The following is a 22,107-nucleotide window of genomic DNA, read 5'->3' as shown; positions in this document are numbered from 1 at the left end:
TAGAACAATAAGATTAGATTTAAAAACTTCAAGCATGCCAATCGGTTAAATCTATGGCAAAAAAAATGAATAATGATGTCTGATAAAATAATAATTGGGGTTACTGATTGCAGTAAATTTGATATTTATCGCAACTGGGTATTATCTTATAACGAAACCGTTGAAGTGATCCAGCTGGGGTATAAGCTCAATAATTTCGACGAAATAAAAAAATGCCAGGGCATTGTATTAACCGGTGGTGAAGATGTACACCCTCGTTTTTACCAGCATCCCGAATATTATCCGTTTTGCTACGAAGATGATATAGACGAAAGTCGTGATGAATTCGAATTTAAGGTTTTAGCTTATACTGAAGCTAATGCCATTCCTGTTCTGGGCATTTGTAGAGGCATACAGGTTGGCAATGTATTTTTTGGCGGCACGCTCATCCCCGATATTCCAACCTGGGGCAAATTCGACCACGCTAAAATGCCAGATAAATCGGACAGGTACCATGAAATTATCATCAATCCCTCATCATGGTTAAGCGATATTGTAAACACCGATAAGGGTTTGGTAAACAGCAATCACCACCAAAGTACCGATAGAACCGGAAAAGGCCTTGTGGCCAGTGCGTTATCGGCCGATGGCGTAGTTGAAGCCATGGAGCGCATGCAGCCCGAAGGAAAACCTTTCCTGTTGTTTGTTCAATGGCACCCCGAAAGGTTAAAAGACCAGCAAGGTCCTTTTAGCAAAAATATACACACCGCATTTTTAAATTCAATTGTTAACCGCAAACAAGATGCAAATCATTAATCCGGCAACCGAAGAAATTATAACCAGCTTAACCGAAGATTCAAAAGAAAGTCTTCAATCCAAGTTCGAAATGCTTAAAAGCGCACAGCAACTGTGGGCCAATAAAAGTTTAGCTGAACGGATTTCCATCCTTTCAAACTTCAGTACTTTACTCGAATCTGAAACAGAAGAACTGGCGCACATATTAACCAGCGAAGTTGGAAAACCCTTGCAACAATCGCGCAATGAAATTAATGGTGCAAGAGCACGGATTAAATGGATGCTCGATCACTCCATAAAGTACCTTTCTGATGAGGTGATGGTTAATGAACCCGGCTTAAAAGAAATTATCAAATACGAACCCCTGGGTGTAGTCTGTAATATTTCTGCCTGGAATTACCCCTACCTGGTTGGTGTAAATGTTTTTATCCCTGCTTTACTTAGCGGAAATGCTGTGATGTACAAACCATCCGAATATGCCAGCTTAACCGGACTTCAAATCGAGAAACTATTAAAGCAGGCAGGTGTACCCGATCAGGTGTTTCAGCTTGCCATTGGTGCAAAAGAAACTGGAGCAGCATTACTGGAAATGGATTTCAACGGCTATTTCTTTACAGGCTCGTACCAGACCGGGAAATACATTTACGAAAAAGTTGCTCCAAAAATGGTTCCCTGCCAACTGGAACTAGGTGGTAAAGATCCTTTATACATTGCCGAGGATGTGGCCGATGTTGCAGCTGCAGCTGTTGGCACTGCCGACGGCGCCTTTTACAACAATGGGCAAAGCTGCTGCTCAGTTGAACGTATTTACGTACACGAGAAAAATTATGAGGCCTATTTATCTGCCTTTGTTAATGAGGTAAAGAGCTGGAAAAGTGGCTCACCAACAGCCGATGGCGTATATATTGGGGCATTAACCCGGAAAGCCCAGATTTCGATTTTAGAGAACCAGATAAAAGACGCGCTGGATAAAGGCGCCAAACTATTAACAGGAGGTAAAAGCCTCAGCGGAAAAGGTTATTATTTTGAGCCAACGGTTTTAACGGAAGTAACCAACGATATGCTGGTGATGCAGGAAGAAAGCTTTGGTCCCATTATAGGCATTATGAAAGTTAAAGACGATGCCGAAGCTTTAAAAATGATGCAAGATACCGATTATGGGTTAACGGCATCTGTTTATACTGCCGATCAGTCGCTGGCAGAAAAAATACTGGCCCAACTGGATGCAGGCTCCGGTTACTGGAATTGCTGCGATAGAGTAAGTGCTGCCCTCCCGTGGAGCGGAAGAAAATATTCGGGCATTGGAGCAACTCTTTCACACCAGGGCTTAAGGGCCTTTACCAAACCAAAAGCATATCATTTAAGAGGCTAAAATGGAGAACAATTTAGATAATCAATTTGTTGAAGGCGAAATTGCCGATTACCTGCTAACTGACACGGGCATACTGGTTGCTTACAGTAAAAGTATTTTACGTACGGTAGCAAACATTAAGGCCAATGTTGCGCTGGTTAAGAAAATTACCAACAACAAGAAAGTGCCACTGTTAATTTATCTAAAAAACTCTCCGGTACCCGATAAAGCAACCAGAAAATTTTCGACCGAACAGTTGCCTAATATTTATACTGCAATGGCCATGGTTTCGAAACCCGGCTTGGCGCAACTTATAATGAGACTGCTCTTTAAATTTCAAAGCCCTCCTATTCCCATAAAATCGTTTACTGATGATGAAAAAGCCAAAGAATGGCTGACCCGTTTTTTGTGAAATACAATTCTGCGGTAATCAACGAAATCTGCGGGAGCCCTTAATGCTCCATTCCCCCTACCTTTCACATTTCTCCTAGCACAAACACCTCCGATTAAAATCTTTTTAATAAATTGCAGGTTAATACTTATTCGGTTAATCCGCAGTTATTTATTTAATGAAAAAAATATTCCTGATTATCACCTGCTGCCTCTTTACAGCCAGCACTTTCGCCCAAAATATTGTTTCTGAAACTGAAAGCGGCGACGCAGAAGGCACCATTGTTCAAACTCCTTGTGCCATTATTCCGGAGCCGGTATCGCTAATGAAAAAGGCCGGTACATTTACTTTACCTGAAAATGTAATTATACAAACCACCAAAAGTGCAGAGCTAAAGCAATCTATTGCTTATTTATCAGATCGGATTACAACCGCTACCGGAAAATTTGTAAGCACTTTAAGTAATTCAACCCACCCTACTATTAAACTTATCCTAAACACGCAAGATGATGCACAACTGGGAGCAGAAGGATATAAGCTGAATGTAAATCCTACACAGATAGTTATTACGGCAAACAAGCCTGCAGGCATTTTCTATGGTGTGCAGTCGTTATTACAGCTCTTCCCTGCCGAAATAGAAAGTAAAGAACAGGTAAATGATATTAAATGGAAAGCACCCTGCGTTGATGTGGTAGATTACCCCAAGCTAGGCTGGCGGGGCTTAATGTTTGATGTTGCCCGTCACTTTTTTACCAAGGAGGAAGTAAAGCAGTTTATTGATGGCATGGTGCGTTACAAGTTTAACCTGCTACACTTACACCTCGCCGATGATGAAGGCTGGCGCATTGAAATTAAAGGTTTGCCTAAATTAACCGAAATAGGTGCATGGAATGTTAAAAAAACAGGAACTTTTGGCGATTTTATTCCACCAACTGCTGATGAACCCCGCACATATGGCGGCTTTTATACACAAGAAGACATTAAAGAACTGGTGCAATACGCACAAGAGCGTTTTGTAAACATTTTGCCCGAAATTGATGTACCAGGGCATAGTTTAGCTATCATTGCCTCCTATCCCGAGCTATCGTGCACGCCGGATGCGGTGAATTATAAAGTACGTTCAGGCGAAAAAATAATGGACTGGAGTCGTGGAGCACCACCGATAGCCCTGGTTGATAATACACTTTGTCCGGCCAATGAAAAAGTTTACACCTTTTTAGATACCGTAATTACTCAGGTTGCACAACTTTTCCCTTTCGAATACATCCACATGGGGGGCGATGAAGCCTCGCATAATTTTTGGGAAAAAAACGATCAGATTAAGCAACTGATGCAAAGAGAAGGTTTAAAAACCATTCCACAGGTTCAGGCTTATTTTGAAAAACGTGTAGAGCAGATTGTAATGGCCAAAGGAAAAAAATTTATGGGCTGGGACGAAATCTTAGAGGGTGGTGTATCACCCACAGCAGCAGTAATGAGCTGGCGGGGCATGAAATACGGCATACAGGCTGCTAATGATAAACATAATGTGGTAATGAGCCCAACCGATTTTGCTTACCTGGATTACATGCAGGCCGATGCCATTACAGAACCTAAAGTTTACGCTTCGCTTAGGCTAAACAAAGCCTACCAGTTTAACCCTGTTCCGGCGAGTGTAAATGCACAGTATGTTATTGGTGCACAAGCCAACCTTTGGACCGAGCAGGTTTTTACATTCCGCCAGGTAGAATACATGGTTTGGCCACGTGCTTTTGCCATTTCAGAATCGGCATGGAGCCCGATTGAGAAGAAAAACTGGATTAATTTTGTTGACCGTACCCAGCAGCATTTTAAACGTTTGGATTTTGCCGAAATTAAGTACTCGCCTGCTATTTACGACCCTATTTTTACCGTAAAACGTAGTGCCGATAAACAGTTAATGGTAGAATTAACCCCCGAAATAGACGGACTGGACATTTACTATAGTTTTGATAACTCGACACCTGATCGTTTTTACCCTAAATATACCACCGCGCTACAAGTTCCAAAAGATGCCAGTATGCTGCGGGTAATTACATATCGTGGTAAACAACCTATCGGAAGATTGATCAGTATGCCGGTTGCCGATTTACAGAAAAGAACGAGATAAAATGACAGGCGAAAAAAGTTTGGAAAAGCTGTTGAAAACAATGAAACCAGTACATAATCCTGGCGAATTTGTATTTTGCAAGGTTGAAAATCTAAATGCAATAGATGTCAACCTTGCGGTTTGCCTATTCAAAGAAGAAGAAGCAACTACAATAATTTTAAAGAAAGAAATTGCTGATCAATTGGGTTTAGAATACGATTTTATCGCCTCGTGGATCACATTAACAGTACACTCTTCTTTAACAGCCGTAGGCTTAACAGCAGCTTTTTCTACTGCACTATCAGAACATGGCATAAGCTGCAATGTAGTCGCAGCCTATTATCACGACCATATATTTGTAGATTTGAAAGATACTGTGGCAGCCATGGATATTTTAAAACAACTCTCCGAATAATGGGAAAAGAAATAGAGCGCAAATTTTTAATCAATCAACAAAAGTGGGATAGCCTGAGCAAACCAGCTGGAAAGCTGGTTAGACAAGGTTATTTGCTTACCGATAAAAATAAAACAGTGCGTGTAAGGGCAACAGAAGCAAAAGGCTTTTTAACCATTAAAGGGCAAACGGTTGGCGCAACCCGTTTAGAATATGAATATGAAATTCCGCTTACCGAAGCCGTAGAATTATTAGATCACTTCTCGCAAGCTGAACTTTCTAAAACACGATATGAGATTGCGTTTGAAGGGAAAGTGTGGGAAGTTGATGTATTTTCGGGCCATAACGAAGGTTTAATTGTTGCAGAAATAGAGCTGGAAAGCGAAACGGAAACATTTAACCTGCCCGACTGGGTAAGCAAAGAAGTTACCGAAGAAGAAAAATATTATAATTCGAACCTCACCATCACTCCTTTTAAAAACTGGATTTAACAGTTTATTTAAATTTTATTTACAAATGAGTTAAACGTATTTCATATATTAGATTAATCGGATTCATCCCCGCCGATAAATAGTTATTTTAGTTTCAATATCTTGAATTTCAAATAATATCAATATAAACCCCAAAAGGATGAAAACAACTAAGTTATTAATGAGTATGGTTATTGCAGCTACGCTATTTTTTGCTGGCTGTAAACCGAAAGATGCTGCCATTCAGGCCGCGATCCAGGCCAAAGAAGCTACAGGTATTACGGTGGCCGTTACTAAAGGCGACGTAACCTTAACGGGTGTAGTTGATGATGAAGCTGCAAAAGCCAAAGCAGAAGAAATTGCAAAAGCAGAAAAAGGAGTAAAATCTGTAATCAACAGCTTAACCATTAAAACTGTAGAAGCACCTGTGGTTATTTCAGAAGATCCTGTTCTGATTAAAAATGTTGCCGATGCTACCAAAGATTTCCCAACGGTGAAAGCTGAGGTTAAAGATGGTGTGATTGTGCTAACAGGCGAGCTTAAAAAAGCTTCACTAATTACATTAATGCAGCATTTGAGTGCATTAAAACCAAAAAAAATCGACAATAAACTAATCATTAAATAACCTAGGCCATGGCATTAGAAGATAAATACAAAGCATTAACTGACGCAGCAACTGCAGCAGGTATAGCAGATTTAGCCGTAAGGGAACAAGACGGGGTTTTATATATAGATGGAACTGCAGCTGATGGAGCCACTAAAGATTCCCTTTGGGAAGTTTACAATCAGATTGATCCAAACTTTACTTCAGGTGATCTTGTTCTGAATGTAAATGTAGCCATTGATGCTGCCGTTACCCATGCAAAAGTGGTTACAGAAAGCAGCAATTTAAATATCCGCAAGGGCCCGGGCACCGATCAGCCCATTGTAGGTAAGGCTGCCCATGGCGAGGTAATTACCCTGGTAAACAGAAGCAATGATTTGTGGTGGCTGGTAAGAACCAATGATGGTGAAGAAGGTTATTGCTATGCACAATACTTAGAAGCTCAGGCTTAAAATATAATAGCCCTCATAGATGTAAAACTATGGGGGCTTATTTCTTAAATCAGCTGGTGTTCGTGCGCGAAATTCAACAAACCAACAATAGATTTTACCCCGGTTTTGCGCCAAATATTTTTACGGTGAGTTTCTACTGTATGTTCCGAAATAAAAAGCATTTTTCCAATGTCAGCTGAGGTATGCTCTTTTGCAATCAACCTGATAATTTCTACTTCCCGTGGAGATAAATTATTGATGGCAATTACATGGTTTTCTTTTTGGTAACCATTAATAAACTTATTGGCCACAGAACTTTGTATATAGGTTTCGCCATGCATTACTTTATTAATGGCCTTATGCAACTCGGTGTGTTTTACATCTGCCAGTAAATATCCTTTAATTCCTGCTTTCAACTTGGCCGAAATACTGTTAAAATCATCTTGTACCGACAATACAATAACTTTCAAGGCAGGAAATTCTCTTGTAATCATCCCCAATAACTCAGCTCCTTCCTTTTCGTTACTACTAAAATTTACGATCACAACATCAGGTGCCTTTAACTGAATAGTCTTTTGATTTGCAGCCATTAAAGTTACATTCCCAACCACCTCTACTCTGTTTAATATTTTTTCTACACATTCCATTAACGTGTACGCGTCATCAACCAGAAAGACCTTAATCTTTTGCATAAAGTTTAGTTTAGCTATTTATCTCTTAATAACTTGCTTTATCAATAATAGTTTGAATCAAACTGACAATTATCAATTTACATCTCTTCTCAATGACAAAAACAATTCATCAAAAGCCATAAATTTTATGTTTTTAGATAGGATAGGCAGTAATGTGATTTTAGCAGGCAACAATATGTGGTGCATATCTTGCCGATCAAATTGAAAGATACTTTTTACATTCAGCAGAGAACCTCTCAAAATCCTTCTTTGCGGCCTGTGGTAAACCGGCACGTATACCAAATTAAAAGCTATACTAAGCAGTAAGCTTTTTAGGCCCAGAAACAGAATAACAAAGTTTGAGCGCATCATGATAAATGGAATAATTAAAATTTCATTTCAACTAATTTAATGAATTATTTAATTATCTGCTATAGTTTTGCAATTTCCAACGCATAAAAAAAGCACAAAGAATAACTCAAAATTGAGGTTCCTTGTGCTTTCAGGCTTTATTGTGGTTTTATTTACTTAAAGGCAGCGCAACACCAGGCTTAATTATACCTTTTAGTGCTACATCGAATACCAATGGCGTAAAAGGGTTAATGGGCCCGCCGCCATTTTCGCCAAAGCCTAAGCGCGATGGTAAAATCATTTTAATTTTACCCCCCACCCCAATTAACTGGATGCCTTGTACAACACCCTGAGGCAACTGGCCTAAAGGTAATTTACGGGGAATGTACTGTACACTTTCTGAAAAAACGCCTGCTTCTTTGGCTATCCTGGCATCAGAAGTATCGAAAACATTAATGCTCCCGTTCGATTTTTTATTGGTAAACTGTCCGGTATAGTCAATTAATACCGTATCTGTTAAAACAGCCCGTTCAGCATTGCCCGGAGCAGCAATTACATATTGCAATCCTGATGGTGCAGTAGTAACTTTAAGTTGGTTATCGGCAATGTATTTAGCTATTTTAGCTGGCTCTACTACTTTATTTTTCTCATTTAAGGCTTTGTACTCTGCCTCGAAGAAAAGTCGTTTTTTAGCATCAAAAATCGAATCTGCATCATTCCCTTTGTGTAATACCTTCTCAATTTTAATGGTAAAGGATGCAATATTAGATTTTAAACCTTTTGGTTTCGGTTGGCCTGAATATTTCTCCATCGAATCTAAATTTAATTTAAAAACAGCACTATCGCCCTCACCCAATAGTTTTAGCCCTGAAGCCAAATCTCCCTTAAACATCGATTTACTGATAGCAAAAAAAGCAGGGCGTTCATTGTCGTAAGTATTTACCATTACCGAATCGGGATTGGTATTGGTTTCTACGGTTTGTACACCGTTTAGTTTTACATAGTCACCGTCCTGGATTTTTGGCTTACCGTCACTTTTATAGATTTTGTAAGTCATATCGCCTTCGCCTTTTTCGAATTTGTTACAGGCCGAAAGGCCCAAGGCTACCGCCAATAGCATTATAATTCCTTTTTTCATTTTCATTAATCGGTATAAATCCCTACAAAGATAGACTATAATAAGCTTCAATAAATCGTAGAAATGTTTTATTTCGTTGCTATCACAAAAAAACGACCAAAAAAAATCCTGCTTAAATAAATAAGCAGGATTTTCTAATCTGATATTATAAATTATTTTTTAACTATTGGAGCAGGCATTTGAACCGGAGGTTGTACCGGTGCTGGCTTTCCTTTAATAATATCTTTAATTTCCAATTCGAAAGCAATTGGGCTAAATGGCATAATACCAACTTGTGGAGCTCCTTGCTCGCCATAACCTAAGTTAGAAGGGATAATAACTTTGATTTTACCACCTTTACCAATTAATTGTAAAGCTTCGGTAAATCCAGGAATTGTACCACCTACTGGCATTTTTTGAGGGCCGTAAGGTTTACCTGGTTTAAATTCATTTTCAGCTTTAGCTAATTTCTCATCGCTGGTATCAAAGATTTTGTATTTACCATCTTTGTTCTTTTTAGTAACTCTACCAGTATAATCAATTAATACAGTATCGCCAAGTGCTGGTTTTTCTGCACTACCTGCGTTTTCGATAATGTAATGTAAACCGCTTGCAGTAGTTTTGGTAGTTAATTTATTATCGTCGATATAAGCTTTTAATTTAGCAGGCTCAGCAGCTTTCTTTTTATCAGCTGTTGCTTTGTAATCAGCCTGGAAAAATTCAGAAGCTCTTTTGTTGAAAGTAGAATCTGCTTCACCAGTTTTTTTCTTGAATACTTTTTCGATTTTTACCGTGAAAGTAATGTATTTATCGTTTTTAAACTGCTCTGGTTTTGGTTGTTTGCTATGGAAAGCCATAGTATCCAAATTCACTTTAAAAGTTGCACTATCACCTTCTCCGAACAAAGTTAACACATCATTCATATCACCAGCATACATTTTCTTTTGTGCAGGAAAAACTGCAGGAGTTTCGCTGTCAAAAGTGCTTGATAATACTGAGTCTTTATCGTTTTTCTGAATGAAATTCATTTTAACGATATCGCCTTCTTTAATTTTTTCGTTACCTGCTGAGTTGTGAATGGTATACAATAACCCTCCAGCTCCCTTTTTCTCTTTGTTACATGCTGCTAAGCCTAAAGTGGCTGCTGCTAGAATAATAATTCCCTTTTTCATTTATTTAATTTGACTTTTTAAGTTTTGATTGTTTTATTTCTGCCTTTTAGGCTAGCAATTGTTCTTTATAATTTTCTAATATCGATTTAAATTCTGAAACTACAGCATCTAACGGTTTTTCTGATGCTCCACCGGCGGCATTTCTGTGCCCTCCGCCATTAAAATACTTTTTACAGATTTCGTTGGCCGGAAAATCGCCTGTTGACCGCACAGAAAGCTTTACTTTATCGGTACGTTCTACAATGAGTGCTGCCAAACGGATGCCATTAATAGAAAGTGCATAGTTTACTACCCCTTCCGTATCGCCGGTAATGCTATGGTATTGCGCCAGTTCCTCTTTAGTAACCGAAATAATGGCCGTGTTGTAATCTCTTAAAACCTCCAGTTTATTAGATAGGCAGTAACCTAAAAAGCGCAGGCGGTTTTCGCTTGAGTTATCGTAAACCAACTCATGAATTTTTGATTGATCGGCTCCCAAATCGATTAGGTTTGCGGCAATACGGTATACAGTTGATGTTGCTGATGAGAAACGGAACGACCCCGAATCGGTCATGATACCGGTGTACAGGCAAGAAGCTACGTCTTTATTGATTAGCTCGCCATCCTGTAACTGATTTACAATAAATTCGTACACCAATTGCGCAGCAGCACAGGCATTAATATCCCAGCAGCGGTAATCGTCAAAATCCTCAGGCTCTAAATGGTGATCGATCATGATCTTTTTAGCACTTGCAGCCCTAACCAACTCGCCTAGTTCGTTAATACGGCTTAAGGTATTAAAATCAAGGCAAAAAATAATCGATGCTTCTTCTACTAACCTGGCCGCTTCTTCTTGCTGCTCGGTAAAAATAATTACATCACCGTTGTTTGGCATCCAATGTAAAAAAGCAGGATAATCGGTAGGTGTAACTACTTTAACATGATGCCCCTTCTGAATTAAATATCCATATAAACCAAGAGATGAGCCCATTGCATCACCATCGGGTTTATGATGCGTAGTAATTACAATGCGCTGTGGCGAAGCCAGTAATGTTTTTAATTCGGGTAGTGTAAGCATATATTTTTTGCGCTGCAAAGCTAAGTAATTTTTAATATTAAATAAGGTGTATTTACGCTTATCCTTTTATATTCATCAATTAAAACGTATTTTTGCAGAAAAATTGATATCAAAGCACAATGAGCACTAACAGAACTTTTACCATGATTAAGCCAGATGCAGTAGCAAACGGCCATATCGGATCTATTATTAACGACATTACTAATGCAGGTTTTAAAATCATTGCATTAAAATATACTAAGCTTACTGATGAAACTGCTGGTCAGTTTTATGCAGTACATGCTGAGCGTCCTTTCTACAAAGATTTAGTTAGCTTCATGTCTTCAGGACCAATTGTTGCTGCTATTTTAGAAAAAGACAACGCCATTGAAGATTTCAGAAAATTGATCGGTGCTACCAACCCTGCAGAAGCTGCAGAAGGTACTATCCGTCAGAAATATGCTAAATCAATCGATGCTAATGCTGTTCACGGTTCAGATTCTGACGAGAATGCAGAAATTGAAGGAAACTTTTTCTTCAAAGCAGACGAGCGTTTCTAATTTCTGATGTAAAATACAAACAATGAAACCTCGAATTTTTCGGGGTTTTATTGTTTTAGCATTTTTGTATCTTTCGTGCTTTAAAATAGTTACTATCCTTTAACCTGTTGAAAATAATTACACCATAAAACAATCAGTGAAACCATCATGATTTACTAATAATCAAAAACTAAGAAATCATGACAGCTTCATCACAAATGAAAACAAATTAATACGAATGAAAAGAATTTTCTTAGTGGCATGTCTTTCGGGCATTGCTGTTGCATCTTTCGCACAAACCAAAACTGCAGCAAAAAAATCGGTTGCAAAAAAAACAACCACAGTAAGTAAAACCTCAACGGTTACTGCATTAAAATCTACTTTAGACTCTACCAGTTATGCCTTTGGTACTTCAATTGGTGCGGGCTTAAAAACTACCGGATTATCAACATTAAATTACGAGGCCTTATTAAAAGGCTTAAAAGATGCATTTACAGGCGGTAAAGTTGTACTAAACCAACAACAGGCACAACAATGTATTAACGATGCATTGGCTAAAGCCTCGGCAGTAAAAAACAAGGCAGAAACTGAAGCAAATAAAATTAAATACGCACCAATTATGAAAGAAGGACAAGATTTCTTAGAACAAAACAAAAAACGTGCTGGCGTACAAACCACAGCAAGCGGCTTACAATACGAAGTTTTAACTGCTGGTACAGGAGTTAAACCAGTAGCTACCGATTCGGTATTGGTACACTATAAAGGTACATTATTAAACGGAAAACAGTTTGATAGCTCTTACGACAGAGGCGAACCAATTTCTTTCCCACTAAATGCTGTTATTGCTGGTTGGACTGAAGGTGTTCAATTAATGCCTGCAGGTTCGAAATATAAATTTTATATCCCTTACAACCTGGCTTACGGAGCACGTGGTGCAGGTGCAGATATTCCACCTTACAGCGCTTTGATTTTTGAGGTAGAGCTGTTGAAGGTAAACGGTAAATAAAACATGATGTAAGATGGGGGATGAAAAATATAAGATTAATCCATCTTCCTGATCGTCATTTCGTTTGAAGCAAAGCAACAAATGAAATGACGTTTTTTTTTGCCCTAAACTCAGCACTTAGCCCAATCTGATGGTGACATCTGATGCCACCGCAAGAACGATTATTGAAACGCCGCAAAACTTTCTTAACTATTTGATGTTCCTATTAAAAATCAACATCAATATGAAAAAGATATTCCCAATAGCATTAATTGCACTTTTGTGCACTACCTTAAGCAGCTGCGAGTTGGTAGAAGGTATATTTAAAGCCGGCGTATGGTCGGGTATTATTATTGTAGTAGTAGTGGTTGCACTGTTAATCTGGATATTATCCAAAGTATTTGGCGGGGGGAAAAGTTAGTTTTGACTTCGGAGTCTGGAGTCTTCAGTCCATAATCCGAAGTCTTTCAGGGTATAGGTAAAAACCTATGCCCAACATTTTTATTATAAAAATATCATTTCTGTAATCACTTCGCTTCCAGCGTGTTCATTCAATTTTTGGATAATACCTTGGCGCACTAAGATCAGTTCATTTTTAATCACTGAGGATTCGATCCTTAAAAAAAGCTTTTTATCGTGAATATAAATCTGCTTGGTACGGTTGGCAATGGCAGTACCCATAATTTCAGGCCATACCGATAGAATGGAAGTTTCATCGAACTTTCGGCGTATACGATACACATCAAGCATTTTGCTTATGGCATCTTTTAAGGTAACATCGTTAGGTTTACGCATTTTCTATAGTTCCATTATCAACTTCAAACAAAGTTACATCAACTTCTATTTTTTCGAAAATCGATTTTACTCTTTCTTTTCCGGTATCGGTTATAAATATCTGTCCAAAATCATGATGCGATACCATTTGCATTAATTTTTGAACGCGGTTATCATCCAGCTTATCAAATATATCATCTAATAAGAGTAAAGGTTTAAACCCTTTGTTTTTGGCAAGGTAGGCATACTGCGCCAATTTTAAGGCAATTAAAAAGGATTTCTGCTGTCCCTGCGAACCGAATTTCTTTAGTGGCATATTGCTGATTACGAAAGCCAGTTCATCTTTATGTATACCTGTGGTGGTACGTTCGAGTACGCGGTCTTTCTCCACCGATTTTTTCAACAAATCTTCAAAAGTCGCATCGTTGAGCTGCGATTGGTAATTCAGTTCTACCACTTCCTTGTTTTCGGTAAGGTAAATGTAATACTGGTTAAACATTGGGATAAACTCATCCATAAATGCCTTACGGGTACCGAATATCTTGTTGCCAGCTAACACCAGCTGCTCATCTAAAATTTCGAGCAATGCAGGATCGTATCTGCGCGTAATGGCAATCTGTTTCAATAAAGCGTTGCGGTTAGCTAAAATACGGTTATAGGTAATCAGCTGATCGAGATAATGTCCGTCGGTTTGCGAGATTACGTTATCGATAAACTTTCTGCGTTCTTCACTCCCTTCCATAATCAGGTTCACATCGTATGGCGACACCATTACCACGGGAAACAAGCCAATATGATCGGCCAGTTTATCGTATTCTTTTTTATTGCGTTTAAACTGCTTTTTCTGATTGCGTTTTACCCCGCAAGAAATTTTTTCATTCTTCTCACTGCGGTCAAAGTCACCCTGAATCATAAAAACCTCTTCGCCTGTTTTAATCTGCTGGGTATCGATTGGGTTAAAATAACTTTTACACAGGCACAGGTAGTGGATGGCATCGAGCATATTGGTTTTGCCCGATCCATTATTACCCGTAAAAACATTTACCGTTTCCGAAAAACGGAGACCGGCGTCGGTATAGTTCTTGAAATTGAGCAGGGTAATATTTTTTAACCACATAAATATGTCACAAATTTACCGTTTTTTAGCCGCTTAACATTCATTGTTTAAAATTAACGTTAATTACATTTAAAAATATTGTACTTTCATAGCAAGGAAAAATTTCAATGGTTGCACAAAAAATGTTAGAAGGAAATGTTCTGTGGTCCTACGATCATGAACTGACCAATGAAAAGGGTACTGGCTGGATTAAAAAATTAGCCGGTTTATTTTCATTTTTAAAGCCGAGACACAAACACGAAGGTAATATATTGCTTGCCTCGAACGGGATTTTTATTACGGGCGACGAGCAGCTGGAAGTGCCTTTATCGAATATAGAAGAAGTTTATATGGGTTTCGACGAGCTGTTTCCGGCTTCAGCCATCAAAAACTTTGGCTTATTCTGGCAGCCTATCCGCATCCGCTCAACCATCAGTCGTTCGGAAAGCCAAACAGTTTACCTGGTAATTAACCGTACAGGTATTTTTAGCGACAACCAAACATGGTTTAACACGCTAATTAGCCTGCTCCGTTAATTGTGACGGACATTTTGCACTTTTGCCCCCTAAATAACTAATGTTTAATTAAATACTTCAAAATAAAGATTGATACTTTGATTGAAAAATGTATTTTTGCAATCTTAATTTTTTAAACAAACATGTCTACAACAGATAATCAGACAATTCAACCGACTAAAAAAGGTTCATTTTTACAAGAGAATAATAAGAGCTTACTTTTTATAGCAGGCGCTGTAGTTGTATTAGTTCTAATCTACCTTTGGTATCAGGGCGTGTACTTAAAAGGCCGTGCTGAAGAAGCAGCGAGCAAAATGTACAAAGCAGAGCAATATGTTGGTGTAGATTCATTATCGAACAAAGCCGTTAAAGGCGAAAGTGGTTATCCGGGTTTTGAGCAAATTGCTAAAGAATACGATAACACCAAATCGGCAAACTTAGCAAACCTTTATTTAGGTGGTATTTATTTACGTAAAGGCGAGTTTAAACAAGCAGTGGAATCGTTAAGCAAATATAGCGCTACTGGTAGCCCGGTTGCTGATCCCTTAGCTTTAGGCTTATTAGGCGATGCTTACAGCGAGTTAAAGGATTATAAACAAGCAGCTACTTACTATAAAAAAGCAGCTGATAAAGCGAGTAAATTTACTTCGCCAATGTTTTTAAAGAAATTAGGATTAGTTAACGAAAACCTTAAAGATTTTAAAGGCGCTGTTGATGCTTACACTAAAGTAAAAACACAATACCCTGAAAGTGCAGAAGCACAGTTAATTGATGCGTATATTGCAAGAGCACAAGAGCAAGTTAAATAATCATTAACTATATTTTACTTAAAAGATCATCGAAAGATGGTCTTTTTTTGTTTCGTCTCATTCCATCCGATAGCTCCAATAGGGCGCGATCTGTTCCAGCTTTATATCAGTGGCGAAATGCCTACCCGTAAAGATGGAGGAGATCTGTTTCTTTTTTTTGGAAATCAATTGAAGATGCTTTTGGCCTGGTTCAGTCCCGCTCTTCGTTTTTTCCGGCGCTGATTTACCTGGTAAAACAAGTTGTTAATGAAGAAGCCCCCGAACCACTTCAATCAGGTTTAAGGAGCAAAGTCAGTAGTGCTATTTGGGGTTGCATGGTGACAGAAAGATTTAACGCAATCTTAAGAATAGTTTAGTATTGATAATCCTTCGCCATTTGCAGAGCAAAAAAGCATAGTAACTGAAACCTAGTTCCTATAACTTTTAAAGGTGGAGGTGCTGAAATAAATTCAGCATGACGGATTGGAATAACTACCAGTTAACCGATCTAAACAATTAACCAGTTAACCTAAATTATTTATTAAAAGCCGTCATAGTGTGAGCCGGGCCAACGGTAACAAAACTCTTAATCAGGTCTACGCTTTTATCAATTAACGCAGGAAGTTCTAACTGCTCGTTTTTATCAAATAAACCCAACACGAAATCTACCTGGCGGCCTTTTGGATAGTCGCTACCGATACCAAAACGTAAACGTGCGTAGTTTTGCCCGCCGCAAACCTCTTCTATGCTTTTAAGACCGTTATGGCCTGCGCTTGAGCCTTGTAGTTTTAATCTCAGCTTACCCAGTGGCAATGCCAGGTCATCAACAATCACCAGCACGTTTTCGGGCGCTATTTTAAGCTCTTTCATCCAATAGTTTACCGCTTTACCACTTAGGTTCATAAAGGTAGTTGGCTTAATTACATGTAGCTTCTTGCCTTTAAAACCCACTTCTGCATAATAAGCCAGGCGGATATTATCAAAGCTTCCGTTTAAGCCCTTAACCAGTTCATCGGCAATATCAAAACCAATGTTGTGTCTGGTATGCGCATAATCCGGACCGATATTCCCTAAGCCTACGATAAGATATTTCATGGCGCAAAGATAAAATGTTTAATGGAAGATGGAAAACAGATCATGGAAAGCTGGGCGATTAGCATTAAGTATTTGGCGGAAGATTAAGCTTAAAGCGAAAAGACCAAAGAATAAAGCTCAAATAATAAAAAATCAATAAAATAAAAAAGCGGTAAAGAATTACTTCTCTACCGCTTCCAGTATCTGTGAAATCAGCTACTATTTTTTACCTTTAGCAGCTTCAGTTTCTGCTTGTTTTAATGCTCTTGACATTGCAACAGAAACGATAGTATCTTCAGGAGTGTTAGTGATTACGTATTTATCACCTGAAAGGTCACGAACACGGAATAAACTACCTACTTCTAATTTCTCTAAGCTTACTTCTACGTTTTGTGGCATGTTAGCTGGTAACGCTTTAACACGTAGTTTACGTAATTTCTGGATTAATTTACCCCCCATTTTAACACCTGGAGAAGTTCCGGTTAATTTAACAGGGATTTCCATAACGATTTCTTTCTCGTCGAATAATTGAAGAAAATCGATGTGTAATAATACGTCGGTAAGTGGGTGAAACTGAGTATCTTTAACGATAGCTTTAGTTTTAGTACCGTTGATGTCGATCTCCACAAAGTTCACTTCCGGGGTATAAATAACGTCTCTTAAGTCGGCAATAACTACAGCAAAATGTTGTTGTTCTTTACCACCATACAATACCGCCGGAACTTTACCTTCGTAACGAAGTTCCTTGGCATCGCGTTTCCCTACGTTCTCTCTTGGAGAACCGCTAATTGCGATTGTTTTCATTTTTATTTTCTATTTATTTATTAGTATTAAGTATAGGTAATTTGTATCAAGACTTAAAGCTTTCTACGCATCACTTTCTACCTTTATTATTCTCTTTTTTGTTTAATTGGTTAACTGAGCACAAAATCTACAATTAACCGATTAACCAGTTTATACAATTAACCGACTATACTCTAAACAGATCGCTAATTGAGCCGTGTTCGTTTACATTGGCAATTGCCCTTGCAAATAAACTTGCTGTACTTAGCACTCTAATTTTCGGGCTTTCCTGTTTTAAAGGAATAGTATCGGTAACAATTAACTCGGTTAATACCGAATTTTCTACCGTTTCAATAGCTTTACCTGATAATACAGCATGTGTACAAACCGCTCTAACACTCGCAGCACCATTTTCCATAATCAAAGCCGCAGCTTTTGATAAAGTTCCTGCTGTATCGCAAATATCGTCGATCAATACAACGTCCTGTCCCTGCACATCACCAATAATCGACATCGATTCGATTTCGTTGGCACGTTTACGGCGTTTATCACAAATAATTACCTCTGCATTAAAAAACTTGGCAAATGTACGTGCCCTGTACGAACCACCCATATCAGGCGATGCGATAGTTAAGTTTTTTAAGCCTAGGCTTTTGATATAAGGCACAAAGATAACCGAGCCGTCTAAGTGATCAACCGGAATATCGAAGAAACCTTGTATCTGTGCAGCATGTAAATCCATCGTCATGATGCGGTGAATACCTGCCGACTTTAATAAGTTAGCCACCAGTTTAGCACCAATAGCCACACGTGGTTTATCTTTTCTATCCTGACGGGCCAAACCATAGTAAGGAACTACAGCAGTAATGTAATGTGCTGATGCTCTTTTAGCGGCATCAACCATTAACAAAAGCTCCATTAAGTTATCGCTAGGCTGGTAAGTAGACTGGATTAGAAAAACATCACTACCACGAACTGATTCATCGAAAGAAGGCTGAAATTCGCCATCACTGAATTTGTGAATGGTTACGTTACCAAGTGGTTTGCCGTAATGTTCGGCAATCTTAAGTGATAATCCCTTAGAACCTGTTCCGGAAAAAAGTTTAACCGGGTTGAACTGCAATGGCATGGGTCCGTGTAGTTTGCTGTTAAAAAAAATCGGATCATGTCTGTTTAAAACATGATCCGACGTTAAATTTCTGTTGTCCGACCTGGATTCGAACCAAGACAAACGGTACCAAAAACCGTTGTACTACCCTTATACTATCGGACAAAAACTTCTCGAAGATATTTCCTCGAAAGGGAATGCAAATGTAGGAAGCTTATTTCAAATTTGCAAGAGTGATTTTAAAATATTTTTAATTTCTTTCCCGCTCTTCCTGATTGCGATGCAAAGATAAAAAAATCATCATATAGCGTGCAACATTTTCTTTTTTTCTGCGACTTTTTTTACTACGAACCACTTAAATCATTTATTATCAAAGACTAAATTTTCACTATGAATTACTCGAGGATTAACACCATTGGGGGCTGGCTATGCTTCATTGTTGCCGCAACCACCTACATTTTAACCTTAGATCAATCTGTAAGTTTCTGGGACTGTGGCGAATTCATCGCTTCGGCCTTCCGGATGGAGGTTGTACACCAGCCTGGCGCACCAATGGTATCGATGATCCAGCGATTATTTTCTACGCTTGCCCTAGGTGATAAAACCAAAATTGCCTATTTTATGAATGTAGCTTCGGCATTGGCCAGCGCAGGTACTATTTTATTCCTGTTTTGGACCATTACTGCCCTCGCTAAAAAAACCATTGTTAAAAAAGGTGAAGCCATAAGCGCTCAAAAAATAATCAGCATAATGGGCGCAGGTCTGGCTGGTGCATTGGCTTATGCCTTTTCTGATAGCTTCTGGTTCTCTGCAGTAGAGGCTGAAGTTTATGCCTTGTCGTCGCTCTGTACCGCAATCGTATTCTGGGGTATCTTAAAATGGGAATCGCAGGCCGATGAACCTAAGGCAGACCGCTGGTTATTGTTTGTAGCTTATATCATGGGGCTTTCAATCGGTGTGCATATTCTAAATTTACTTACCATCCCTGCCTTAATATTTGTTTACTATTTTAAAAAGCACCCATCGCCAAAATGGCAAAATATTGCAAAAGTATTTTTTATTTCTATCGCAGTATTGGCTGTTGTACAATTTGGCCTGATCCAATATCTGGTGGCCTCTGCAGCCAAATTTGATTATTTCTTTGTAAATACTTTAGGTTTTGGATTTGGAACCGGTGTAATGCTCTTTGCTATTTTGCTTATCGGAGGACTCGTATATGGTATCCGCTATTCCATCCTTAAAAACAAAAGGGCCTTAAACTTAATCCTATTATTTACTGTATTGCTCTTATTCGGTTACAGTTCTTTTGCGCTTTTAATTATCAGGGCACAGGCCAAACCCAATTTAAATAATACCGATCCCGAAAATGTGTTTAACTTTTTAAGCTATGTAAACCGTGCCCAATATGGCGACAGGCCTTTGTTGTATGGCGAGAATTACAATTCGGAAAAGATCGACATTAAAGAAACCGGACAGTTATATAGAAGAGGAGAAAAAAAATACGAATCGGCGGGAACCAGATCTGAATATGTTTTCGGCGAGAAAACCCTTGCACCGCGCATGTATAGCGATAAACCTGAGCATGTTAAATTTTATAAAAATTACATGGGCTTTGACGATACGCATAAGCCAACCTTAATGGATAACCTGAAATACATGTTTTCTTTCCAAACCGGCCAAATGTACATGCGCTACTTTATGTGGAATTTTGTAGGCAGGCAGGATAATGAAGATGGCCAGTTTGGTGGCCGCCCAGGCACCTGGTTAAGCGGCATTAAACCTATAGATGCCATCCGATTAGGCGACCAGAAAAACCTGCCACCATCGATTGTAGAAAACAAATCTTATAACCGTTTCTTCTTTTTGCCTCTAATTATCGGGCTAATCGGTGCTGTTTGGCACTTTAAACGCAACCAGAAAGATGCTGGTGTTGTTGGGTTAATGTTTGTTTTTACCGGCATTGCCATTGTAGTGTATTTAAACTCGGTTCCAATTGAGCCGCGCGAAAGAGATTATGCCTATGTAGGTTCGTTTTATGCTTTTGCCATCTGGATTGGCCTGGGTGTATTCGGGTTAAAAGATTGGGCGTTTAAAAAGCTAACGCCTGTAAGGGCAAGTATCTTCGCCTCCATTATCGCTTTATTTGCTGCACCACTTATTATGGCCGAACAAGGCTGGGATGACCATAACCGATCGGATAGTCACGTAGCCCACGATATGTCGGTTAATTACTTAAAATCGTGCGCACCAAACGCCATCTTATTCACTTATGGTGATAACGATACCTACCCGGTTTGGTACGCACAGGAAGTGGAAAACATCCGTCCGGATGTACGCGTAGTAAACCTAAGCCTGTTTACAGCCGACTGGTATATTGACGGGATGCGAAGGAAACAAAACCAATCGGAGCCCCTGCCCATTACTTTGACACCTAACCAATATGTAGCCGGAACACGCGACATTATGTATTACCAGGATTATAAAATTGCACAGCGTATTGAGCTGAAAGAAATCCTGGATGTACTGCTATCGGATAACGACGCGGATAAGGTAACCATGAACGATGGTTCAAAATACAATGTGTTGCCAACCAAAAACCTGAAACTTTCGGTAAGTCCGCAGCAGGTTTTAGATACAGGCACGGTACCCAAAGAGGATGCAGGCAAAATTGCCGATAGCATGGAGTGGACATTTAACCAGAATTACGTGACCAAAGGCACGCTGGCTTTATTTGATATTCTGGTACACAACAACTGGAAACGCCCGATTTATTTTACCGGAGCAATGCCTGATGAGCAATATGTAGGAATGAATAAATACCTATACTCGGAAGGACTGAACAAAAGGTTATTGCCTTTAAAACCAGATACGGCAATTGAACAAGATTTTGACCGCATTAACATTAAACCTTTATACAACAACCTGATGAACGTTTATGGTTATGGTAACATTAAAAATGCCAGCCATTTAGACAGACAGTCATCAGATGATGTAACCATGTTATCGAACATGTTTAACGGTTTATTAAATGGCCTGATAAACGAAGGTAAAATTGCGGAAAGCAAAAAGGTAGCCAATAAATTTATGGACGTGATTCCCACTAAATTTTACAGCATGCGCCAGGTAATGAGCACCTATTATTTTACAGAAAGCCTGTACCGTTTAAACGACCTTAATCGGGCAAATGAAATGATTAGAAAAACAGCTGATTATGTAAATAAGGAACTCACGCATTTGGCAGATGTTTCAGAAAGCAAAAACCAGCTCGCTGCAGAGCAGGATGTGCGCTTTTATCTGGCCTATTTAGGGCAAATGGTAAAACTTACAGAAGCCTTTAAACAAGACGGGTTAAGCAAAAACCTCGAAAAACAATATAACAACCACATTATCAGGTTTACCCCATTTGCAACGGGCTAAGCTAAAAACAGTTCAAATTTTAACCCACGGGCAGATTTTACATTTCAGGCCCGTGGTTTTTTATTTTCCGGATTGGCCAAAATCCTTGAAGTGAACGGGATTAAGGCGTTAAATTTTGTTAAATCAATCTAAAAAATTACCTGTTTTATCGACTAGAAT

General features: G+C 38.9%; 23 protein-coding genes. 14 read left to right on the top strand and 9 right to left on the bottom strand.

The annotated features are described in order from the left end of the window. Nucleotides 1-75 precede the first annotated feature (75 nt). The 8 genes from DBR40_RS20165 to DBR40_RS20130 all read left to right on the top strand — a co-directional run bounded on the left by DBR40_RS20165 (nucleotide 76) and on the right by DBR40_RS20130 (nucleotide 6,543). Nucleotides 76-795 (top strand): gamma-glutamyl-gamma-aminobutyrate hydrolase family protein, encoded by a 720-nt coding sequence (locus tag DBR40_RS20165; protein ID WP_124561553.1) that lies wholly within the window; start codon nucleotides 76-78, stop codon nucleotides 793-795. Then, nucleotides 782-2,146: an aldehyde dehydrogenase family protein gene (locus DBR40_RS20160; RefSeq protein WP_124561552.1), complete on the top strand. Its 1,365-nt coding sequence runs from the start codon at nucleotides 782-784 to the stop codon at nucleotides 2,144-2,146. Before DBR40_RS20165 ends, DBR40_RS20160 begins: the two co-directional genes overlap by 14 nt. A gap of 1 nt (nucleotide 2,147) precedes the next feature. Continuing rightward, the gene (locus tag DBR40_RS20155) at nucleotides 2,148-2,537 is read left to right on the top strand and encodes an STAS/SEC14 domain-containing protein (protein WP_124561551.1); all 390 of its coding nucleotides are present in this window, start codon (nucleotides 2,148-2,150) and stop codon (nucleotides 2,535-2,537) included. A 157-nt stretch (nucleotides 2,538-2,694) separates the two neighbouring features. Continuing rightward, nucleotides 2,695-4,644, top strand: coding sequence for a beta-N-acetylhexosaminidase (locus tag DBR40_RS20150; RefSeq protein ID WP_124561550.1), 1,950 nt, complete (start codon nucleotides 2,695-2,697; stop codon nucleotides 4,642-4,644). Nucleotide 4,645: 1 nt separating this feature from the next. Then, nucleotides 4,646-5,038, top strand: coding sequence for an ACT domain-containing protein (locus tag DBR40_RS20145; protein ID WP_124561549.1), 393 nt, complete (start codon nucleotides 4,646-4,648; stop codon nucleotides 5,036-5,038). After that, nucleotides 5,038-5,508 (top strand): CYTH domain-containing protein, encoded by a 471-nt coding sequence (locus DBR40_RS20140; protein WP_124561548.1) that lies wholly within the window; start codon nucleotides 5,038-5,040, stop codon nucleotides 5,506-5,508. Before DBR40_RS20145 ends, DBR40_RS20140 begins: the two co-directional genes overlap by 1 nt. Before the next feature lie 139 nt (nucleotides 5,509-5,647). Continuing rightward, entirely contained in the window at nucleotides 5,648-6,112 is a 465-nt protein-coding gene (locus tag DBR40_RS20135) for a BON domain-containing protein (RefSeq protein WP_124561547.1), read from the top strand. 8 nt (nucleotides 6,113-6,120) lie between these two features. Beyond that, nucleotides 6,121-6,543: an SH3 domain-containing protein gene (locus tag DBR40_RS20130; protein WP_124561546.1), complete on the top strand. Its 423-nt coding sequence runs from the start codon at nucleotides 6,121-6,123 to the stop codon at nucleotides 6,541-6,543. 44 nt (nucleotides 6,544-6,587) lie between these two features. On the opposite strand, the gene DBR40_RS20125 is transcribed toward DBR40_RS20130, so the two are convergent. From DBR40_RS20125 to DBR40_RS20110, 4 genes are all read right to left on the bottom strand, one after another. Beyond that, entirely contained in the window at nucleotides 6,588-7,214 is a 627-nt protein-coding gene (locus DBR40_RS20125) for a LuxR C-terminal-related transcriptional regulator (protein WP_124561545.1), read from the bottom strand. A gap of 499 nt (nucleotides 7,215-7,713) precedes the next feature. Further along, nucleotides 7,714-8,682 (bottom strand): FKBP-type peptidyl-prolyl cis-trans isomerase, encoded by a 969-nt coding sequence (locus DBR40_RS20120; protein WP_124561544.1) that lies wholly within the window; start codon nucleotides 8,680-8,682, stop codon nucleotides 7,714-7,716. A 152-nt stretch (nucleotides 8,683-8,834) separates the two neighbouring features. Further along, the gene (locus DBR40_RS20115) at nucleotides 8,835-9,833 is read right to left on the bottom strand and encodes an FKBP-type peptidyl-prolyl cis-trans isomerase (RefSeq protein ID WP_124561543.1); all 999 of its coding nucleotides are present in this window, start codon (nucleotides 9,831-9,833) and stop codon (nucleotides 8,835-8,837) included. Nucleotides 9,834-9,879: 46 nt separating this feature from the next. After that, complete coding sequence (locus tag DBR40_RS20110; RefSeq protein WP_124561542.1) at nucleotides 9,880-10,890, bottom strand: DHH family phosphoesterase; 1,011 nt, start codon at nucleotides 10,888-10,890, stop codon at nucleotides 9,880-9,882. Nucleotides 10,891-11,009: 119 nt separating this feature from the next. Between DBR40_RS20110 and DBR40_RS20105 the strand changes: the two genes are divergently transcribed. From DBR40_RS20105 to DBR40_RS20095, 3 genes are all read left to right on the top strand, one after another. After that, entirely contained in the window at nucleotides 11,010-11,429 is a 420-nt protein-coding gene (locus tag DBR40_RS20105; protein ID WP_025144153.1) for a nucleoside-diphosphate kinase, read from the top strand. Between the two features lie 217 nt (nucleotides 11,430-11,646). Then, the gene (locus tag DBR40_RS20100) at nucleotides 11,647-12,414 is read left to right on the top strand and encodes an FKBP-type peptidyl-prolyl cis-trans isomerase (protein ID WP_124561541.1); all 768 of its coding nucleotides are present in this window, start codon (nucleotides 11,647-11,649) and stop codon (nucleotides 12,412-12,414) included. A gap of 223 nt (nucleotides 12,415-12,637) precedes the next feature. Continuing rightward, nucleotides 12,638-12,814 (top strand): hypothetical protein, encoded by a 177-nt coding sequence (locus DBR40_RS20095; protein WP_199748394.1) that lies wholly within the window; start codon nucleotides 12,638-12,640, stop codon nucleotides 12,812-12,814. A gap of 83 nt (nucleotides 12,815-12,897) precedes the next feature. On the opposite strand, the gene DBR40_RS20090 is transcribed toward DBR40_RS20095, so the two are convergent. Beyond that, nucleotides 12,898-13,188, bottom strand: a complete 291-nt coding sequence (locus tag DBR40_RS20090; RefSeq protein ID WP_124561540.1) for a DUF721 domain-containing protein — start codon at nucleotides 13,186-13,188, stop codon at nucleotides 12,898-12,900. Further along, nucleotides 13,181-14,284: a DNA replication/repair protein RecF gene (gene recF, locus DBR40_RS20085; protein ID WP_124561539.1), complete on the bottom strand. Its 1,104-nt coding sequence runs from the start codon at nucleotides 14,282-14,284 to the stop codon at nucleotides 13,181-13,183. The genes DBR40_RS20090 and recF overlap by 8 nt, the downstream gene beginning before the upstream one ends. Nucleotides 14,285-14,406: 122 nt before the next feature. Between recF and DBR40_RS20080 the strand changes: the two genes are divergently transcribed. Both DBR40_RS20080 and DBR40_RS20075 read left to right on the top strand, forming a co-directional pair. Then, entirely contained in the window at nucleotides 14,407-14,799 is a 393-nt protein-coding gene (locus DBR40_RS20080; protein ID WP_124561538.1) for a hypothetical protein, read from the top strand. Nucleotides 14,800-14,921: 122 nt separating this feature from the next. Beyond that, nucleotides 14,922-15,587, top strand: coding sequence for a tetratricopeptide repeat protein (locus tag DBR40_RS20075; RefSeq protein WP_124561537.1), 666 nt, complete (start codon nucleotides 14,922-14,924; stop codon nucleotides 15,585-15,587). A gap of 513 nt (nucleotides 15,588-16,100) precedes the next feature. On the opposite strand, the gene pth is transcribed toward DBR40_RS20075, so the two are convergent. The 3 genes from pth to DBR40_RS20060 all read right to left on the bottom strand — a co-directional run bounded on the left by pth (nucleotide 16,101) and on the right by DBR40_RS20060 (nucleotide 18,552). Beyond that, on the bottom strand, nucleotides 16,101-16,661 hold the full coding sequence (pth, locus tag DBR40_RS20070; protein WP_124561536.1) for an aminoacyl-tRNA hydrolase: 561 nt from the start codon (nucleotides 16,659-16,661) through the stop codon (nucleotides 16,101-16,103). Nucleotides 16,662-16,859: 198 nt separating this feature from the next. Then, nucleotides 16,860-17,444, bottom strand: coding sequence for a 50S ribosomal protein L25/general stress protein Ctc (locus DBR40_RS20065; protein WP_124561535.1), 585 nt, complete (start codon nucleotides 17,442-17,444; stop codon nucleotides 16,860-16,862). Between the two features lie 166 nt (nucleotides 17,445-17,610). Then, nucleotides 17,611-18,552: a ribose-phosphate pyrophosphokinase gene (locus DBR40_RS20060; protein ID WP_039479579.1), complete on the bottom strand. Its 942-nt coding sequence runs from the start codon at nucleotides 18,550-18,552 to the stop codon at nucleotides 17,611-17,613. A gap of 369 nt (nucleotides 18,553-18,921) precedes the next feature. On the opposite strand from DBR40_RS20060, the gene DBR40_RS20050 reads away from it, so the two are divergent. Further along, nucleotides 18,922-21,948, top strand: a complete 3,027-nt coding sequence (locus DBR40_RS20050) for a protein O-mannosyl-transferase family (RefSeq protein ID WP_124561534.1) — start codon at nucleotides 18,922-18,924, stop codon at nucleotides 21,946-21,948. Nucleotides 21,949-22,107 lie beyond the last annotated feature (159 nt).

The sequence above is a fragment of the Pedobacter sp. KBW01 genome, assembly GCF_003852395.1.
Classification (GTDB): domain Bacteria; phylum Bacteroidota; class Bacteroidia; order Sphingobacteriales; family Sphingobacteriaceae; genus Pedobacter.
Note: the sequence above shows the minus strand (reverse complement) of the source record. Positions and strands in the feature narration are given on the sequence as shown.

Excerpts from the sequence above, each read along its gene's own strand:
- DBR40_RS20165 (WP_124561553.1), top strand. The coding sequence starts at position 76 with ATGTCTGATAAAATAATAATTGGGGTTACTGATTGCAGTAAATTTGAT.
- DBR40_RS20160 (WP_124561552.1), top strand. The coding sequence starts at position 782 with ATGCAAATCATTAATCCGGCAACCGAAGAAATTATAACCAGCTTAACC.
- DBR40_RS20155 (WP_124561551.1), top strand. The coding sequence starts at position 2,148 with ATGGAGAACAATTTAGATAATCAATTTGTTGAAGGCGAAATTGCCGAT.
- DBR40_RS20150 (WP_124561550.1), top strand. The coding sequence starts at position 2,695 with ATGAAAAAAATATTCCTGATTATCACCTGCTGCCTCTTTACAGCCAGC.
- DBR40_RS20145 (WP_124561549.1), top strand. The coding sequence starts at position 4,646 with ATGACAGGCGAAAAAAGTTTGGAAAAGCTGTTGAAAACAATGAAACCA.
- DBR40_RS20140 (WP_124561548.1), top strand. The coding sequence starts at position 5,038 with ATGGGAAAAGAAATAGAGCGCAAATTTTTAATCAATCAACAAAAGTGG.
- DBR40_RS20135 (WP_124561547.1), top strand. The coding sequence starts at position 5,648 with ATGAAAACAACTAAGTTATTAATGAGTATGGTTATTGCAGCTACGCTA.
- DBR40_RS20130 (WP_124561546.1), top strand. The coding sequence starts at position 6,121 with ATGGCATTAGAAGATAAATACAAAGCATTAACTGACGCAGCAACTGCA.
- DBR40_RS20125 (WP_124561545.1), bottom strand. The coding sequence starts at position 7,214 with ATGCAAAAGATTAAGGTCTTTCTGGTTGATGACGCGTACACGTTAATG.
- DBR40_RS20120 (WP_124561544.1), bottom strand. The coding sequence starts at position 8,682 with ATGAAAAAAGGAATTATAATGCTATTGGCGGTAGCCTTGGGCCTTTCG.
- DBR40_RS20115 (WP_124561543.1), bottom strand. The coding sequence starts at position 9,833 with ATGAAAAAGGGAATTATTATTCTAGCAGCAGCCACTTTAGGCTTAGCA.
- DBR40_RS20110 (WP_124561542.1), bottom strand. The coding sequence starts at position 10,890 with ATGCTTACACTACCCGAATTAAAAACATTACTGGCTTCGCCACAGCGC.
- DBR40_RS20105 (WP_025144153.1), top strand. The coding sequence starts at position 11,010 with ATGAGCACTAACAGAACTTTTACCATGATTAAGCCAGATGCAGTAGCA.
- DBR40_RS20100 (WP_124561541.1), top strand. The coding sequence starts at position 11,647 with ATGAAAAGAATTTTCTTAGTGGCATGTCTTTCGGGCATTGCTGTTGCA.
- DBR40_RS20095 (WP_199748394.1), top strand. The coding sequence starts at position 12,638 with ATGAAAAAGATATTCCCAATAGCATTAATTGCACTTTTGTGCACTACC.
- DBR40_RS20090 (WP_124561540.1), bottom strand. The coding sequence starts at position 13,188 with ATGCGTAAACCTAACGATGTTACCTTAAAAGATGCCATAAGCAAAATG.
- recF (WP_124561539.1), bottom strand. The coding sequence starts at position 14,284 with ATGTGGTTAAAAAATATTACCCTGCTCAATTTCAAGAACTATACCGAC.
- DBR40_RS20080 (WP_124561538.1), top strand. The coding sequence starts at position 14,407 with ATGTTAGAAGGAAATGTTCTGTGGTCCTACGATCATGAACTGACCAAT.
- DBR40_RS20075 (WP_124561537.1), top strand. The coding sequence starts at position 14,922 with ATGTCTACAACAGATAATCAGACAATTCAACCGACTAAAAAAGGTTCA.
- pth (WP_124561536.1), bottom strand. The coding sequence starts at position 16,661 with ATGAAATATCTTATCGTAGGCTTAGGGAATATCGGTCCGGATTATGCG.
- DBR40_RS20065 (WP_124561535.1), bottom strand. The coding sequence starts at position 17,444 with ATGAAAACAATCGCAATTAGCGGTTCTCCAAGAGAGAACGTAGGGAAA.
- DBR40_RS20060 (WP_039479579.1), bottom strand. The coding sequence starts at position 18,552 with ATGCCATTGCAGTTCAACCCGGTTAAACTTTTTTCCGGAACAGGTTCT.
- DBR40_RS20050 (WP_124561534.1), top strand. The coding sequence starts at position 18,922 with ATGAATTACTCGAGGATTAACACCATTGGGGGCTGGCTATGCTTCATT.